A 16434-nucleotide genomic window follows, 5' to 3' on the forward strand; every position below is an offset into this window, starting at 1 on the left:
TATGTGATGATCCATAAAAAGAGGGATGTCCTGTGCGCCTGAATAGGCGAACGAGACATCCCTTTTTTGGGAGAACGGTGAAAAGTTAGTTTATTTACCGGTTAGATATTACTTTAAAGTGTAAGAGGCAAGGAACGAAAAGTTAAGGCACACACACGGTTACGCCCTGTATTCTTCGCTTCATATAACGCACGATCGGCCTGTTCGAAGAAATCATCATCGTCATGATCATCACAATGATCGGGATACACGGCTACACCAATGGAGATGGTTAGACGTGTCGTGTGCCCGTCGGGCAGAGCAAAATGGTATTTCTCTACAGCCTGTCGTATAGATTCGGCGGTAGCCACGGCCTGACGGTGTCCACAGTCGAGCAAGAGAATGGCGAATTCTTCCCCACCGTTTCGTGACACGATATCAGCAGAACGTGCATGCTCAACGAGCAGTTGTCCAAGTTGCTTCAGGACCGCATCGCCGGCGGAATGACCATAGGTGTCGTTCACCTTTTTGAATCGGTCAATATCTATGGCAAGCAATGAAAGCTTCTGTTGGTAATCCCGCGCACGCTGGAGTTCCAGTTGAAGTGATTTTTCGAACTGTCGTCGATTGCTCAGGTTGGTAAGATGATCGGTAGATGCTCTCTTTTCCAATAGAAATAACATTTCATTGGATTTATTGATGAATTCTGCGATGAAATAGATAAATAATCCACCGGCAAAGGAAATGGTCATTTGTAACGGATATATCTTCATTAATGAATTCATGCTGTCCGTGTTCAACATAAGGATGATAAAGATTAACGTAATGCCAAGCAGATTCATCGTAATGATTTTGGTCAGTCTGGACCAGGAAGCATAGGCGAAGTATACACCGGACAGTCCGATCAGCGTCATGACAAATCCTGCATCTATGGCAGAGGATGATATGCCAAACATCAGAATACGAAGGACCGAGATCATGAGTCCCGTAACGATCGAAGCCAGTCCTCCCAGATATACCGCTGCGGTAACGATGGCCAGATGCCGTAGATCTACAATTGTAGTCTCGTTCAAAGGGAAGGAATAGTTCATGAGTACTGTGCCATATATACCGAATAATAAGCCGCCGATCAACTGAACACGTAACGAGGGAAAAGGCAATCGGATACTATAGAACTTCGCGATGATCCCGGACACATACATAAACGTAATCATGACACAGATATTAATGAAAAAAGTGCTAAACAACCGACATTCCCCCTTTTTACGCACATCCCTATATTTTATCTGAAAAGTGGTGCTGTAGCGAACCATATTATCCCAAATTTATGAGGGGATTGCTGGGAAAGATGTTTTATTTGCATATACAGGATGTTAGGGTGATATTGACTTCAATATGCAATGAGATTTATACTTAATCTAAATCAAAATGTATTCCTTCTTTTTGGGAAGACCATCATAAGTAGAAGATCAGTGTCTGATTTCATATAAAATGGATCAATAATAAAGGAGAAATGGTTGTGAGAACTTTAAATCTGACGATACAACGGCAAGCGGTATATGATGTGGTGCGCCATTCAGAGGATCACCCGACAGCTGCAGATGTCATGAATCGACTTGTAGAACAAGGATATAATCTTGCCTATGGTACGGTGTATAATTCTCTTCGTTATCTGACGGACAAAGAATTGATACGGGAACTTAAACTCGGAGAGACAGCAAGCCGATACGATGCCCGTATGGATGATCATCAGCACATTATGTGTGAAGTGTGTGGCAAAGTGGATGAGGTAATGACAGAGGTCCCTCCACAATGGATGAAACAGGTAGCTGAAGAAACCGGATATGCAATCGATCATGCTCATGTGGTCTTTGGAGGTGTCTGCGGGGAATGCAGAAACAAACGGATCAAGTAAAAATAAAACTGCCTGGCCGCCGTTTACCCCTTAGGGTTAAACCAACCTTGTCCGACTCGGCACCCCTTGTGGACAATTGTCCTGTTACACGGCGTGTTATTCTGATCAGCCCGATGCCGGGGCAGGTTCATGAACTGGTAAAAGCCTTAACGGATAGCTGCTTTGATGTACTGGTCTTTCATCGCTGGGAACCGGATCTGCATGAGCGTCTTGTCTTTGATCTGTTGATCTATGACCTGTCTGTGGCCGGAACGATCGATGCATTTGCCGGCATTAGCAGCCGATTGAATCGTGAGGCTGAGCATACAACCCCTTGTCTGTATCTGGTTGGTGAGAAGATGATCGGCAGTGCGAGTGGACCGATGCTTCAGGAGGAATTGCTGGTGTGGCCTGCACGCCCGCAGGAAGCACTTTACCGGGTGCAGCGTATGATTGGCAACAGTCCTGCTCTGCCTAACCGTGGTTTTTTGCCTGAGGAAGGGCACCGTATCGGATTTAAGGATCTGTGGCTCGATCGTGAACGGATGAGTGTACAGCGCGATAATAACCGGATTCATCTAACCAAGACCGAATATGATCTGTTACTCAAGCTGATTGATGCCAAAGGTGCAGTCATTTCCCGTGAGGAGATGCTCAGCGATATCTGGGAGACGGACTTTACGGGTGGAAGCAATGTGGTCGATGTTCATATCAAAAGCTTGCGCAAAAAATTGGGCGATAACGCATCTTCGCCGCAATATATTGTCACTGTAAGAGGAGTGGGCTACCGCCTGGCGGATTAGTCCGCTTTTTTTTGCCTAATGGATATAGTAAATCCGGATCACTTCCTTAAAAGCATGTTCATAGTTCATTCATGAAGTGTTGAAGAACCTCATCTTAATCTCATGTGAACCTCATGCAAGAGCAGAGAGGGACATGTTAGAATCAATTTAACAGTTAGATCAAGTCTAAATGTATATTTAAACCGAAGCCGAATATGATTTTAATAGTAGATATATAACAGCCGTGAGACCCATTAGAGGAGGACGACATGATGACAGAACGTATGACTACGAATCAGGGAGCACCTGTAGGTGACAACCAGAATTCTCGCACAGCAGGCAGAAGAGGGCCAACACTGCTTGAAGACTACCATCTCATTGAGAAAATAGCCCACTTTGACCGTGAACGTATTCCCGAAAGAGTCGTACATGCGAGAGGTGCCGGAGCTCATGGTGTATTCACGCTGGAGCAAAGTATGAAGGCTTATACAACAGCGGACTTCCTGCAAGATCCGGGTACGGAGACCGATGTGCTGGTGCGATTTTCGACCGTTATTCATGGTACGGGATCACCAGAGACCGCAAGAGATCCACGTGGATTCGCCGTCAAATTCTACACACGTGAAGGCAACTATGATATCGTAGGCAACCATCTGCCCGTTTTCTTCATTCGTGATGCGATAAAGTTCCCTGACATGGTTCACTCCCTGAAGCCAGCTCCGGATACCAACATTCAGGACCCAGCTCGCTATTGGGACTTTATGACCCTCTCGCCGGAATCAACCCATATGATGACCTGGTTATTCTCTGACCTGGGTACACCGGCAAGTTATCGGGAGATGGATGGATTCGGCGTACATGCTTTCAAATGGATCAATGCACAGGGACAGGTCCACTATGTGAAGTATAAGTGGGAGTCTGCCCAAGGGGTCCGAGGCTTCTCTCGTCAGGAAGCTGCCGAAGTACAGGGCCAAGACTTTAACCATGCTACCCGTGATCTGCGTGAACATATCAAGAACGGGCAATACCCGCAGTGGAAGCTTCAAGTGCAACTGATGAAGCCTGAACAGATGGATGATTTTGCTTTTGATCCACTCGACCCTACGAAGACCTGGCCTGAGGATGTACTCCCGTTCCATACGGTAGGAACCATGACCCTGAATCGTAATCCGCAAAACTTCTTTGCTGAAGTGGAGCAGGCTGCGTTTTCTCCTAGTGCGGTTGTACCTGGAATTGAGCCTTCCGAAGACAAATTGCTGCAAGGACGCCTATTCTCCTACCCAGATACACAGCGGCACCGGCTTGGAACGAACTATTTACAAATTCCGGTGAATTGCCCGTACGCACCCGTTCGTAATCATCAGCGTGATGGACTCATGAATGTGAATCAGGACCCATCCCCGGTGAACTATGAACCCAACAGTTCCGGGAACAGCCCGCAGGAAGATCCGGCATACCGGGACAGTCAGGTTCCGTTGCAAGGACACGTTACAAGAGAGAAAATCGAGAAGACGGATGATTATACGCAGGCAGGGGAGCTTTTCCGTTCATTCACTCCTGTAGAGCAGCAGCATTTGCTGGATAATCTGATCAATGACCTTAAGGGCGTATCTGTTGATATTCAAATGCGTGCCCTGTGCCACTTCTTCCGGGCGGATGGACAGCTTGGCGGACGTTTGGCTCATGGACTCGGCGTGGATATTTCTGCACATATGCCGTCACAGGATGGAAAATAAATTGCAGTTTGAACTTATACTCACAACATCATACTGACTGATATTCGTTGAAGACCGGGAAAACCGTGAACGTGCGGAATTTCCCGGTCTTTAACCTTTTTTACTGCAATGGAAAACAAATTTACAAATCATTTACATAAAATAGCTGACATAGAGGTTGACTTCTCATTTGTTGGCACTACAATGGGTAGTGTGAGGGGTGTCAGAAAATGAGAATACACAATTTCAAAGTGGGTGAGCGTGGGCTCAACCGATTTTTCGGTCCGCTGGAGGCCAAGATCATGGACATTTTATGGGCTCGTCCTGGCAGCAGCATCCGTGAAGTGCAGACCGCACTTGAACAAGACAAAGACGTCAATTTTAATACAGTCATGACCGTGATGAACCGGCTCGTAGACAAGGGACTTCTCGGAAAGTCACAAAAGGGCAGAACATCTTTGTACCAACCGGTACAGAGTAAGGAGGAGTTTATGAACGACCAATCCAAGGAACTGTCACATGAGTTGGTGGATGAATTCGGAGCTTTGGCATTGAATCATATGCTGGATGCGCTGGATGAAGCAGATGCGGGTCTGATTGAACGCTTGGAACAGAAGATCAAACAATGGAAAAAGGATACCGATTAAGATGTGGAAGACCCGCTCGAAACTTTTGTTTACCGTCGGGTTTGGCATTCCGTTACTCGTGTTCATGCAGATGTTCATGTACGCGATGTACAAAATTTTTGGCTGGGATATCCCGTTTAACCTGCTCTGGCTCTGTAATCATTGGATGAGTCGACTGGGTTGGTTATCCGTGGGACATTTCCTGCTGGCACTGGTATTGCTGACATTTGCGGGAACAGGTTGGTTGCTAATGGTGCGTATGATGAAAACCAGAGCAGCCGTACGTAAGCTCCGCTCCATGGAGGTGCGTGCATTGTCTCGCGAACTGGAGTCCAAGTATCACCATCTTGGACAGCCAGGATTCATTGTAGTGGACAAGCATTCTCCGGCTGCATTTACAATTGGTCTATGGAGACCTTGCATCGTACTCTCCACGGGGCTTCTGACGATGTTGGATGCAGAAGAGGAGACAGCAGTGGTGTACCACGAAGTCCATCATCTGTGGCACCGTGACCCACTGAAAACGACACTGTTATCGGTATTTGCAATCATGATGCCGTATATTCCCGTATTGAAGCATACTTCGAAACATTACAATATCGTTAGAGAAATTCTGGCAGACAATGAGGCCATTGAGCGTACAGGCAATGTGGCAGGCATTGGCAGTGCTTTGCTCAAGCTGCTCCGCGCTTGTCCTGAACCTTGGGGGGCCACAGAACTGACCGTTCAATCCTCATTTGCGGATACGTCGGTGAATGTCCGAATTTCACGTCTGCTGGACCCGGAACAGGACGTGACGTTGAGGTTGCCACGTTATGCTGTTCTCATGTCGGCTACTGTTTTTCTATTGCTGTCTATCTTGTTTGTTTGGTCGATCGGATAGATTAATTTGGCTAAAGTGAAGTCGAATATAATGAGAAAGGAAGATGAACATGAATAATAAAAGTGTAGAGATTGGATTACTTTTCTCAAGGATTATGATTGGTTTGATCTTTGTATTGCACGGCTGGAGTAAATTCGAAGGTGGAATCAGCGGTACGGTAGGTTTTTTCGAAAGTATTGGTATTCCCGGATTTCTTGCATCCGTTGTAGCCATCATTGAGTTGGTAGGTGGTGCAGCGATGATTCTGGGTCTGGGAACACGTGTGTTTGCTGCCCTGTTTGCCATCGTGATGGTTGGCGTTCTGTTTACAGCCAAAGTGGGTGAGCCGTTCCTGAGTGGTACCGAGTTAGATTACCTGCTACTGGCGGGTTCCGTGACACTGCTCTTCACAGGAAGCCGCTTCCTGGCCGTGGATTATCTGTTCTCCAGACAGGGGAACGGTCGCCAGAATGTGAGTGCTTGAATGGACTAACGATTGCTACAAATAATGAAATGCAGGATTAGTCCTGTAACGAGGTTCTTTATTGGCCAGGCCGGTTCGGGAATTGATTTGCGAACCGGGCTGATCAGTAGAGAACTTTTTTTAAAATATAGGAAAATATATCATTTCGCCATTCTTTATCTATATTTCTTCGGAATGAAACACGCTGAGCCGCGAGAGGACGGCGACAGCCGTTTCACCTTGTTTGGACGACATGCCTTTGGTTTGGTACAATGAGAATAAGTATGCTACTAAGAAAAAATAAGGAGGATGCATTTTATGATTAACGTCATTCCATCCGATGCCCGCTCCAGCTTCGATCGAGGCTGGCTCCGTGGTAGTCACAGCTTTTCTTTCGGAGAATACCAAGACCCGGAGAATACGGCGTTTGGACCGATGCGGGTAGCGAACGACGATGTGATCGCGCCTGGTCGCGGTTTTGGAGTTCACCCGCATAGTGATATGGAGATTGTATCGATCGTACTGAACGGCAAGTTGCGACATGAAGATAACCTTGGGAATGTAGCCGTTACAGGCTTTGGCGGTATCCAGCGGATGTCAGCAGGCAGTGGCATGATTCATACCGAACATAATGCATCCGATACCGAAGAAGTACGTTTGCTTCAACTCTGGTTCATGCCACAGACCAAAGGGTTGGAGCCCTCCTATGAGACGACATCATTTGATCCAGCGGCATTGGCAGGAGCACTCGTGCCGATTGTATCCCCAGATGGGGGACCAAGAGTTGCGACCATTCATCAGGATATGACGATCTACCTTGGCCGATTAGCCAAAGACGAAACGTTAACCTTTAATCAGGATGCAGGCCGCCGAATGTACATTTTCTCCATCGAAGGCAAGCTGGGATTGGATGGAGAGTACCTGTTGAACGAAGGCGACACGGCTCGTGTGGAACAGCGGGATTCAATCGAACTGCAAGGAAACGAAGATACGTTCTATATGATTATTGATTTGCCGTAGATGACTGATGAAATGAACTCCAAGATGAAGGAGGATATACACGTATGGCGCAACAGGAATGGTTTATGGTTAAACATGCGGTGACCGGGCGAGGATTAGCTAATAGCAAAACAGATTCCCTGTCCTATCGGTTCCAACAGGAGGGTACAGGCTTCATATTTACCGTTACGGGTCTGGACGAGCAGATGGTGGAACAGATTATGGAGCTTAGACAGGAACTGAACGTATTTCGCTTCGTCCAACGCAAGGATCAGCCCCTTTTGAAACACTGGTACTACGTAGATGGTGAACGGGTTGTGTACGATAGGGAGAGTCACACGCTAAGCATCTATGCGAAGTCGGAGATTCGTTATGTGCCTGAAGATTATTTTGCGGATTAACGTGTAAGTAACGATAGAACTTGGAACATCCCAGAGGTCTCTGTTAAATACAGAGGCCTTTTTTGCTGTCTGAAAACTCAGAGGATTTAATCGTAATTTTGCAAAAAAGACCACATAATTCCCTGCTGTCTGGCACAAGCTACCTTGTATAAAAACAAGAACGGAGGGGCGGCATATGGCGGACAAAACATCTGGTAAAGACAAGTCCCGGCAATCGGGAAGAACTTCAGAAAAAAAACATATCCCTTTGGGACTGCCGTCCCCGCCTTTTCTGCGGCAGCCGATTAGTGCAGTACATGAAACTCAGATTCAAGCGGTGAAGGAGATATTCTCCGATTGCTCGGATGTGGTTTTTCGCAACGTCATGATTACGCCTGAAGTGAAAGGACTTCTCGTCTATATCGAAGGCATTGTTAATTCGGCTGATATCCAGGAACACATGCTGCGTCCGATTATTCGAGGGCTGGTGCAGCAGCGTACAGATGAACCTGATGTTCCTTTGGATGATACACGTGTTGAGCTGACACAGGTGAAGCGAGTGGATACCTGGGCTGCTGCGACAGAAGGGGTGCTGGCATCCTCCGCACTTCTGGTGGTCGATGGAAGTAGCGAAGCCTGGATGTTCAATGTCAAAGGCGGCGTCAGACGTGGTGTGGAGGAACCGCAGACAGAATCCGTGATTCGGGGACCGCGGGAGGGATTTACCGAGACGCTCCGTGTAAATACGGCCTTATTGCGGTTCAAGCTGAAAACACCCTCTCTCAAGATCGTGAGTATGACCCTTGGCACAGATACCAAGACCGATATCGTTCTAACCTATCTGGAGGATATAGCTGATCCTAAAACGATTCAGGATGTCAAGAAACGTCTGGAAAAAATAAAAATCGACGGCATCCTGGAGAGTGGGTATATCGAGGAGTTAATTGAGGATCATCCGTATTCTCCTTTTCCACAAATGCACTACTCGGAGCGTCCGGATACGGTAGCAGGCAATCTGTTGGAAGGGCGGTTTGCCATTATGGTAGATGGTACTCCCTTTGCGTTGATTGCTCCAGTCACAATGTGGCAGATGCTGCAAGCCAGCGAGGATTATTACGAACGATTCTTCATCAGTAATCTGGTGCGTTGGATTCGATTTTTGTTCGTAGCCATCGCTCTATTTCTGCCAGCGCTTTACATTGCTATTACGACATTTCATCAGGACATGCTGCCAACCACTTTGATACTGAGTATTGCCGGGGCGCGGGAAGCCATCCCTTTTCCGGCACTGGTAGAGGCTCTTATCATGGAGCTTTCCTTCGAGGCACTTCGTGAAGCAGGAGTCAGGTTACCGAAAACGGTAGGGCAGGCCGTCAGTATCTTGGGTGCGCTTGTAATTGGGCAGGCAGCCGTTCAGGCAGGGATTGTATCTGCACCAATGGTTATTATCGTATCCATGACAGGTATCGCTTCCTTTACGATTCCGCGGTTTAATTTTGCGATTACCGTTCGTCTATTGCGTTTTCCAATCATGTTACTGGCGGGCATGTTCGGACTGTATGGCATCGTGATCGGTCTGGTCCTGATATCGGTGCATCTGACCCAGATGACCTCATTTGGTGTGCCTTATCTGTCGGGTCTTAGCCCATACAGCAAAACGGATACCAAGGATATTCTCATTCGTGTGCCGTGGTGGAAAATGATCAATCGTCCATCTACCGTCCATGATAACCATAAACGGATGAATGAGAAGATCAATGGTTCCCCCGAAGCAGAGGAAGGGTGGTAAACCCATGCAATTTATGTATAAATACCGGGCAGTTATAGCCCTGTTGTTATGTACCTCTCTCATTTCAGGTTGCTGGGATCGAGAGGAAATAAATGATGTTGCCTTTGTAATTGGTATCGCTGTGGATAAGGAGGAACAAAACTACAGATCCAGTCTGCAGATTGCTCTTCCAGGACAATCTGGTTCTTCGGGTAGTGAAGGAGGAGGAGGGGGCACAAGTGGTGATAAATCCTGGTTCATATTGTCCAATACAGCCAAAACCTTTCACGGAACATCTCTTGAAGGGCAAAAGGCGCTCTCACGCAGAATATATTACGCTCATCGGCGTACTCTGCTAATCGGTGAGGATTTGGCGAGGGAGGGCGTTGCCCCTATGCTGGATTTGATGACACGTTATCCGCTCAATCGTTTCTCAGCGTTGCCGGTTGTGACAAGAGGAGAAGCATATAAGGTCATGGATACTGATGCACCCATAGAAAAATTTCCATCTGAGATGGTACGGGAATTGTGTTTTTTAAATATGCGAAATCCCCGCTCGCTCAAGACGTTTATAGATTCCATTCTTAGCGAAGGCGTAGATCCTTTTCTGCCCATAGCTTCGGTCGTTGACACTGTGCCCAAAAACTGGAAGGACCCCAAAACGAACATCAAGATGGATGGATTGGCCATTTTCAAGAAAGACAAGCTGGTAGGCATGATCGATAAAGCACCAGCAGATGCACTAATTCTGGCCATGGGTGAGGCCAATGCACCAGAGGTTATGGTCGAGGCTCCAGGGGGAGAAGGAGATATATTCATTAAACTGAACGAGAACAATTCTTCGCTGCATCCCAGTATCAAGAATGACAAGGTTAAGGTAAACATTCAATTATACGCCAAGGGAGTTATCGTCGATAACGAATCGAATTACGGTGACCGGCGGGAGGATGAGATATTAAAGATAAATGACGCCATCCACAAGAAAATAAAGTCAGATATTGAGGAAGGCATCCGATTGGTCCAGCAGAAGTATCGTGCCGATATTCTTGGAATCGGTCGATCTATCCATCAGCACCTGCCGGCGGAATGGGACAAGATGAAGGATCGATGGGAAGTCATTTATCCTGAAGTTGAGGTAACCGTTATTCCCCATGTCATTATTGAAAATGTAGGAGTGATCAACAAACCGATCGGTGTCGTGGAGGAGGAGGTCGTACATGATTAAACCGCTTTTGTTTACCTATCTGGGCATGGCAATTGTGGTCATTTTGATGGATTTCAGACATATGAAGCAGGCAGCAGCCATTAATCGCTGGATATCCTATGGTCTGATTGCATTGGGAACGGTCATTTGGTTCTATGTCACTCACTTGAGTAAAACGCTTTATGTCACAGTATGGATAAGCCACGTTATTCAGCGATTTTTACCTTTACCATAGATTGCAGATTAACTGACGGAAAGGAGGTATTGTATGAATCAGAGTGTGACCCATCGGCAGGTTGTGCTGCTCGTGCTGATACTCAGTATTACAGGTACGCTGATTCAGCCCCACGCTCAGGCCATTTTCTACGCGGAGCAGCATGCTTATCTCTCGTATGTGCCCGTTGTTTTTGTGATGATAATATCTCTATGGTTAATAAGTCGGGTCCAGCGACGATTTCCCAATCAGGATCTGTTCGAATCCATTGTTCAGCGATTCCCGTTTTTGGGGAGAGTAATGGGATTTCTGTACATTCTATTTTTTTTCTTCGTGTTTGCAAGAGACATCCGACTATCAGGTGACTATATAAGTATAACGCTACTGGAGAACACACCCATTTCCATCATTGTATTATCTCTGGTGATCATGGGCGTCTTTATCGTTCGAGGCGGACTCGGTTCCTTAATCGGAATGGCGGAATTGTATGTTATGCTGTTTCTGCTGATCTCGTTGATTATACCTTTCATGCTTATTCAGCAGGTAAATATGGATAATCTCATGCCGTATTTTCATGTTGATGTTGCAGGAGTAGGCAAGGGGAGTTGGTACATATTTTCGTTTTATGGAGAGATGATTGCATTGCCGTTTGTCATCAAGGGTAGTGATTTTCGTTTCAAGTCGGTTCTATGGGGAATTATCATCTCTGCACTCCTAATGATGCTTATCCTTGTGGAGACGATAACTGCGATCGGAGTCCCTATTGCTTCCAGACTCGTATACCCATCCTATGAACTGGCAAGGCAGCTGCAAATCAGTGATTTTCTGGACCGGTTTGACCTTGCGCTGGCAGCAGCAACCATGCCAACCATGATTACGAAGATTGCATTTGATCTATACTTTGTCTGCTGGGGACTGAAGCGGATGATTCCGAAAGTGTCGGGAAAGATGATGACAGGCCCGGTGGCCTTGGTTGGATTCGTATGTGCTTTCTGGTTCTTCCGAAACGCGATTCAGCTTAATCGTTTTACCCGGGAATGGACATGGATTGCTATTGTTTTCGAAGCGCTGTTCCCCATTGTGCTGTTCCTTTTTCTTCGTCCTCGCAAAAAGGATAAAAAAGAATCTACCCAACAGAGAACGGGAGACCAGTCAAAGAAAGAGAAGCATGAGCCGGAACAAAAATCGGCTGATTCGGAGAAGGACGGAGAGAAAAGGCGGAAAGATTCTCATGGTGGGGAACTCCAGCCTTCCTGATGCATTCCATCAAAAATCCTTATAGATGAACGGGCAAAAAGAGGGAAAGCACAGTTCCCCTTCACAGAAGTACCCTGTATACTGTAGTCAGACTGATGAACATTCGGCTGAACTAACGGGGGGAACATGAATGGCTCAACATTTGGCAGGTGTGCGTGTAGCATTGACAGGACCACGAAAATCGAAAGAAATGTCCGTACTGGTTGAAAAAATGGGTGGAATCCCGCTTGTGCGACCGGCACAGGGGACCGTATTTCTGGATGACCGGAGTATCAGGGACGGGCTGGTATCCTGGATCTCAGACCCGCCAGACTGGGCGGTATTAACTACGGGTATGGGATTGGATGCGTTGTTTGAAATGGCTGAGGATATGGAAGTGGCAGGCCAATTGTTGGATGTATTATCGGAATCCTCAATTGCGGCAAGGGGATACAAGACGGTGAATGCGCTCAAAAAGCGCAAGTTAACACCACTGGTACGAGATGATGACGGTAGCACGGACGGGCTCATTCGAGAATTCGCCCCACATGATCTCGCAGGGAAAAAGGTGATGTTGCAGCTTCATGGGGAGACAGCTCCCAAACTTGTCGTATGGTTGGAAGAACAAGGCGCACTCGTCAGACAAGTGCTTCCTTACCGCCATGTACCGCCAGAAGAGACAGAGCTGGAACAGTTACTGAATGAAATTCTAAATTTCGAAGTAGATGCTGTTGCGTTCACAAGTGGACCGCAGGTCAGATTTCTGACCCAATATGCAGCCTCCCAGGACAAGCTTGAGCCTATGCTTGCAGCCTTCAGACAAGGTTTAATTCCTGCGTCTGTAGGTAAAGTTACAGCAAACTCCATGCGTGAAGAAGGCATTGAGGCACTGGTCATTCCGGAGGAAGAGAAGATGGGAGCACTCATCGTGGAGCTCGGACGTTACTTTGCAGCAGGGCGTGCGGCCAAGATTAGAGATTAGTGGCCTGCTTTTAGATCAGTTCGACAAAAAGCTTTTGGCGTCGCTTCATGAATAAAGAGTGTGCATTAAGCTTAACCGCATCGCTATATGATGCGGTTTTGTTTAGATTATAGAATTTATACATTACAACTAAAACACCAATGTACATCCTTGATAGTGCTTCGATCAGAAGCTTTTCTTATCTCGAAGAAAAGGTGGAAATGACGATGACCATTGCAGATCGTAACGCCAGGCCCCGACTGATCATTGCAGGCACCGGGAGTGGTGCAGGAAAAACGACAGTAACCTTGGGGCTGATGAGAGCACTCGCTCAGCGTGGCTTGAGTGTACAAGGGTTCAAGTGCGGCCCGGATTATATTGATCCGACATATCATACCGCAGTCACGGGCAGACCGTCACGTAATCTGGATGCATGGATGACATCGCCTGAGTATGTGAGAGATACGTTCGAGAAGGCATCGGCAGGACATGATATATCCATTATCGAAGGCGTTATGGGCCTCTACGATGGCAAAGATCCGCTTAGCAATACAGGCTCAACTGCAGAGATTGCTCTGGTCACGCAGACCCCTGTGATCCTGGTCGTGGATGTACGCAGCATGGCTCGCAGTGCGGCCGCGATTGTACTGGGTTTTCAACATTTGGAGCCTGAATTAAATATTGCGGGAGTGATCGTTAACCGGTGTGGAAGTGCAGGTCATTACACCATTGTGAAAAAAGCCATTGAGCAGATGTGCGGCATTCCGGTGGTTGGCTGGCTGCAGCGGGACGAGGACATGTCCATCCCTGAGAGACATCTGGGACTGGTGCCTGCCATTGAGCGCGGTGAACTGGAGCCATTATTCCAACGTGCAGCCGATGTGTTAATGGAAGGCACTGATCTGGATCTTCTGCTGGAGCTGGCAGCAAGCGCCCCGCCGCTTCAACAAGAAAAAGGGAGTCTTGCCGCTACTACCCACGCGGATTCGGCTAATGCTGAATCAGGCTCGAATTACGATTCGCAATTCGATTCAGTGATCCACGTTAATAATCGACATGTATCATATGCGGTGCAGCCTGTCATTGCCGTTGCGCGTGATGCGGCATTTAATTTCTATTATCCCGATAATCTGGAATTGCTCGAAGCAGCCGGGGCCCGATTACAATACTTCAGCCCGCTCGCTGGTGAAGGTATTCCAATGGATGTGGATGGCGTCTATTTGGGCGGCGGGTTTCCAGAGGAGTTTGCAGCAGAGATTGCCGGTAACCAGGGGTTCTTGGAAGGACTTCGACAGGCAGCACAATCCAACATGCCCTTATTCGCAGAGTGTGGCGGCTACATGGTGCTCGGGGAAACGTTGACCGATCGGGAGGGTGTTACTTTCGAGATGGCGGGCATTATCCCCGCACAGGTGCTGATGCAGAAGAAGCGAGCTGCACTTGGTTACCGTGAAGCGAGTGCGGTTCAGGATTCCTTTTTGCTGAAAAAGGGTGAAGTACTTCGGGGTCATGAATTTCATTACTCCACAATGACCTATCGTGAAGAAGGAATGATTCCTTATGCGTATGAGACCAAGGGGTTGCGTGGCTTGAAGCAAGAAGGGTATGCCGCAGGCAACATCGTGGCGGGGTACACGCACGTTCATCTGGGCTCTTACCCGGCAGCCGCTCGAAGATGGGTGGAACATTGTCTAGCCTATCGGCAGGAGCGATATATGCAGAGATAATAGCAGCTTTTTATAGCTCAAATAGATAGCTGAATTCAATAAGCAAAATGGCTCTAATCTCGCTTTTGCCTCCTGAGTCTTTGGTCGTGAAGTTGGCGATCCCATTCTGAATTAAAGGTTTTTAGATGAATATGTGGAATGAATAAAAGACAGAATCATTATGCGAGGGAGGGACATCATGATGAGAACCGTATGTGTAACGGGAGCTGCTCGGGGATTGGGATTGGCTTTGACGGCACAGATGCTGAAGAGAGGGTATCTCGTGTATGCGGCCGGTCTGGACGTGGAGGATTCCGAGGGGATTCGTATGCTTGCAGAAGGATATCCTGACCATCTGCGCGCCATCGAACTGGATATCGCGGACGACCTGTCGGTAGCTTTGTTCACGGAGACGTTGAAGCTGGATACGAATCATTTGGATATGCTGATCAATAATGCGGCTATACTAGGGAGTATTACGGATCATATCCGCGGGCCGTTGAATATGGCGGAGATGGCTGAAGTATTTAATGTGAACACCTTAGGCACACTGCGTGTGACTCATTCGCTGTTGCCCCTCCTTCTTCAAGGACAGGTCAAGCTGATTGTTGATATCTCTTCCGAGGCTGGAAGTATAGAGCAATGCAGTCGGGATGGGTGGTATGCCTATTGTATGTCCAAAGCTGCTTTGAACATGCAGGCCCGTCTTGTGCACAATGGTCTGAAGGATGAAGGCGGACAAGTGATGCTTGTGCATCCCGGTTGGGTACAGAGTTATATGAGGGGCGAATTGGATGTTTCTGCGGATCTCACGCCCGAGCAATCTGCACAGCATATCGCAGTACTTATCGACCGCCATGAACAGTTTAAAGGAGATCAACCCGCATATGTGGACTACAAGGGCGAGAAGCTCCCCTGGTAGTTGATGGATACAGTGAGGTGAACAAGAAAGGAGATTGATTGAATGGATCATCGTAAAAAAGCATTACTACTTGGCGATTATACACATCCGGATTGGCACCCGCTTCAAGGTGTGGATGCGGAGATTAGCCGAATTTTCCATGATACTATGACTGTGCAGTGCAGTGAGAATCGGAATATGCTGCTGCAAGAAAATATAACCGGGTTTGATGTATGTATCTCATACATGGACGATTGGAAGGGGAAAGTCTCTCCACAGCAGACAGCAGGTTTGTTGTCCTATGTAAGTAATGGAGGTGGACTGGTCATTATACATAACGGCATTTCGCTCCAAAATCGTTATGAGCTCAAACAGATGATCGGTGCCAAGTTCCTGCATCATCCGGCATATGCACCGCTTGAATTTACTGTAACGGCGGAAAGCCATCCCGTGACGGAGGGCATTTCGAATTTCACAATGGAAGAAGAGCCGTATCAGTTCGAATTTGGTTCTTTTGCTGAAACGAAAATATTGCTGGAATATCAATCCGAAGATGGACCAAAACCTGCGGTTTGGGCTCATCGATATGGTGTTGGACGTATTGTGTATCTGATGCCGGGTCACCATGTGCCGTCTTTTGCACACGAAACGTACCGTAAATTACTTCTGCAAGCAGGCAAATGGGCTGCACGTTACGTCTGATCGGACACGCAACTTTGCATGCAGAGTATAAGGGGTATAATA

General features: G+C 47.4%; 17 protein-coding genes. 16 read left to right on the top strand and 1 reads right to left on the bottom strand.

Annotation, left to right across the window (positions count from 1 at the left end; translation table 11 throughout):
- Positions 1–113: 113 nt before the first annotated feature.
- On the bottom strand, positions 114–1226 hold the full coding sequence (locus ACE04G_RS06220) for a GGDEF domain-containing protein (protein WP_237177301.1): 1113 nt from the start codon (positions 1224–1226) through the stop codon (positions 114–116).
- A gap of 272 nt (positions 1227–1498) precedes the next feature.
- Here ACE04G_RS06220 and ACE04G_RS06225 point away from each other — a divergent pair, with 272 nt between their 5' ends.
- The 16 genes from ACE04G_RS06225 to ACE04G_RS06300 all read left to right on the top strand — a co-directional run bounded on the left by ACE04G_RS06225 (position 1499) and on the right by ACE04G_RS06300 (position 16392).
- On the top strand, positions 1499–1894 hold the full coding sequence (locus tag ACE04G_RS06225; protein ID WP_036612807.1) for a Fur family transcriptional regulator: 396 nt from the start codon (positions 1499–1501) through the stop codon (positions 1892–1894).
- Positions 1870–2676: a winged helix-turn-helix domain-containing protein gene (locus tag ACE04G_RS06230; RefSeq protein ID WP_449004071.1), complete on the top strand. Its 807-nt coding sequence runs from the start codon at positions 1870–1872 to the stop codon at positions 2674–2676. The genes ACE04G_RS06225 and ACE04G_RS06230 overlap by 25 nt, the downstream gene beginning before the upstream one ends.
- 251 nt (positions 2677–2927) lie before the next feature.
- Positions 2928–4391: a catalase gene (locus ACE04G_RS06235; protein WP_339185466.1), complete on the top strand. Its 1464-nt coding sequence runs from the start codon at positions 2928–2930 to the stop codon at positions 4389–4391.
- 209 nt (positions 4392–4600) lie between these two features.
- Entirely contained in the window at positions 4601–5017 is a 417-nt protein-coding gene (locus tag ACE04G_RS06240; protein WP_221825553.1) for a BlaI/MecI/CopY family transcriptional regulator, read from the top strand.
- A gap of 1 nt (position 5018) precedes the next feature.
- Entirely contained in the window at positions 5019–5879 is an 861-nt protein-coding gene (locus ACE04G_RS06245; RefSeq protein ID WP_339180159.1) for a M56 family metallopeptidase, read from the top strand.
- Between the two features lie 49 nt (positions 5880–5928).
- Entirely contained in the window at positions 5929–6342 is a 414-nt protein-coding gene (locus ACE04G_RS06250) for a DoxX family protein (protein WP_221825551.1), read from the top strand.
- 297 nt (positions 6343–6639) lie between these two features.
- Complete coding sequence (locus tag ACE04G_RS06255) at positions 6640–7341, top strand: pirin family protein (protein WP_405130954.1); 702 nt, start codon at positions 6640–6642, stop codon at positions 7339–7341.
- Between the two features lie 44 nt (positions 7342–7385).
- Positions 7386–7721 carry a hypothetical protein gene (locus ACE04G_RS06260; protein WP_076209715.1) on the top strand — a complete coding sequence of 112 codons (336 nt, stop codon included), beginning with the start codon at positions 7386–7388 and terminating at the stop codon, positions 7719–7721.
- A 175-nt stretch (positions 7722–7896) separates the two neighbouring features.
- Positions 7897–9489 (top strand): spore germination protein, encoded by a 1593-nt coding sequence (locus ACE04G_RS06265; RefSeq protein WP_221825548.1) that lies wholly within the window; start codon positions 7897–7899, stop codon positions 9487–9489.
- A 4-nt stretch (positions 9490–9493) separates the two neighbouring features.
- Positions 9494–10693 (top strand): Ger(x)C family spore germination protein, encoded by a 1200-nt coding sequence (locus tag ACE04G_RS06270; RefSeq protein WP_221825546.1) that lies wholly within the window; start codon positions 9494–9496, stop codon positions 10691–10693.
- On the top strand, positions 10686–10907 hold the full coding sequence (locus tag ACE04G_RS06275; RefSeq protein ID WP_221825544.1) for a hypothetical protein: 222 nt from the start codon (positions 10686–10688) through the stop codon (positions 10905–10907). The genes ACE04G_RS06270 and ACE04G_RS06275 overlap by 8 nt, the downstream gene beginning before the upstream one ends.
- A gap of 33 nt (positions 10908–10940) precedes the next feature.
- Positions 10941–12143, top strand: coding sequence for a GerAB/ArcD/ProY family transporter (locus ACE04G_RS06280; RefSeq protein WP_339180128.1), 1203 nt, complete (start codon positions 10941–10943; stop codon positions 12141–12143).
- Between the two features lie 130 nt (positions 12144–12273).
- The gene (locus ACE04G_RS06285) at positions 12274–13104 is read left to right on the top strand and encodes a uroporphyrinogen-III synthase (RefSeq protein ID WP_339306007.1); all 831 of its coding nucleotides are present in this window, start codon (positions 12274–12276) and stop codon (positions 13102–13104) included.
- Positions 13105–13310: 206 nt separating this feature from the next.
- Positions 13311–14810 (top strand): cobyrinic acid a,c-diamide synthase CobB, encoded by a 1500-nt coding sequence (locus ACE04G_RS06290; protein WP_339306005.1) that lies wholly within the window; start codon positions 13311–13313, stop codon positions 14808–14810.
- A gap of 178 nt (positions 14811–14988) precedes the next feature.
- Positions 14989–15711, top strand: a complete 723-nt coding sequence (locus tag ACE04G_RS06295; RefSeq protein ID WP_260633050.1) for an SDR family oxidoreductase — start codon at positions 14989–14991, stop codon at positions 15709–15711.
- A gap of 42 nt (positions 15712–15753) precedes the next feature.
- The gene (locus tag ACE04G_RS06300) at positions 15754–16392 is read left to right on the top strand and encodes a ThuA domain-containing protein (protein ID WP_074092596.1); all 639 of its coding nucleotides are present in this window, start codon (positions 15754–15756) and stop codon (positions 16390–16392) included.
- Positions 16393–16434 lie beyond the last annotated feature (42 nt).

Source organism: Paenibacillus sp. AGC31, assembly GCF_057334655.1.

Bases quoted from the DNA above. Each gene is read 5' to 3' on its own strand.
- ACE04G_RS06230 (WP_449004071.1), top strand. From the start codon at position 1,870: ATGCAGAAACAAACGGATCAAGTAAAAATAAAACTGCCTGGCCGCCGT.
- ACE04G_RS06235 (WP_339185466.1), top strand. From the start codon at position 2,928: ATGACAGAACGTATGACTACGAATCAGGGAGCACCTGTAGGTGACAAC.
- ACE04G_RS06240 (WP_221825553.1), top strand. From the start codon at position 4,601: ATGAGAATACACAATTTCAAAGTGGGTGAGCGTGGGCTCAACCGATTT.
- ACE04G_RS06245 (WP_339180159.1), top strand. From the start codon at position 5,019: ATGTGGAAGACCCGCTCGAAACTTTTGTTTACCGTCGGGTTTGGCATT.
- ACE04G_RS06250 (WP_221825551.1), top strand. From the start codon at position 5,929: ATGAATAATAAAAGTGTAGAGATTGGATTACTTTTCTCAAGGATTATG.
- ACE04G_RS06255 (WP_405130954.1), top strand. From the start codon at position 6,640: ATGATTAACGTCATTCCATCCGATGCCCGCTCCAGCTTCGATCGAGGC.
- ACE04G_RS06260 (WP_076209715.1), top strand. From the start codon at position 7,386: ATGGCGCAACAGGAATGGTTTATGGTTAAACATGCGGTGACCGGGCGA.
- ACE04G_RS06265 (WP_221825548.1), top strand. From the start codon at position 7,897: ATGGCGGACAAAACATCTGGTAAAGACAAGTCCCGGCAATCGGGAAGA.
- ACE04G_RS06270 (WP_221825546.1), top strand. From the start codon at position 9,494: ATGCAATTTATGTATAAATACCGGGCAGTTATAGCCCTGTTGTTATGT.
- ACE04G_RS06275 (WP_221825544.1), top strand. From the start codon at position 10,686: ATGATTAAACCGCTTTTGTTTACCTATCTGGGCATGGCAATTGTGGTC.
- ACE04G_RS06280 (WP_339180128.1), top strand. From the start codon at position 10,941: ATGAATCAGAGTGTGACCCATCGGCAGGTTGTGCTGCTCGTGCTGATA.
- ACE04G_RS06285 (WP_339306007.1), top strand. From the start codon at position 12,274: ATGGCTCAACATTTGGCAGGTGTGCGTGTAGCATTGACAGGACCACGA.
- ACE04G_RS06290 (WP_339306005.1), top strand. From the start codon at position 13,311: ATGACCATTGCAGATCGTAACGCCAGGCCCCGACTGATCATTGCAGGC.
- ACE04G_RS06295 (WP_260633050.1), top strand. From the start codon at position 14,989: ATGATGAGAACCGTATGTGTAACGGGAGCTGCTCGGGGATTGGGATTG.
- ACE04G_RS06300 (WP_074092596.1), top strand. From the start codon at position 15,754: ATGGATCATCGTAAAAAAGCATTACTACTTGGCGATTATACACATCCG.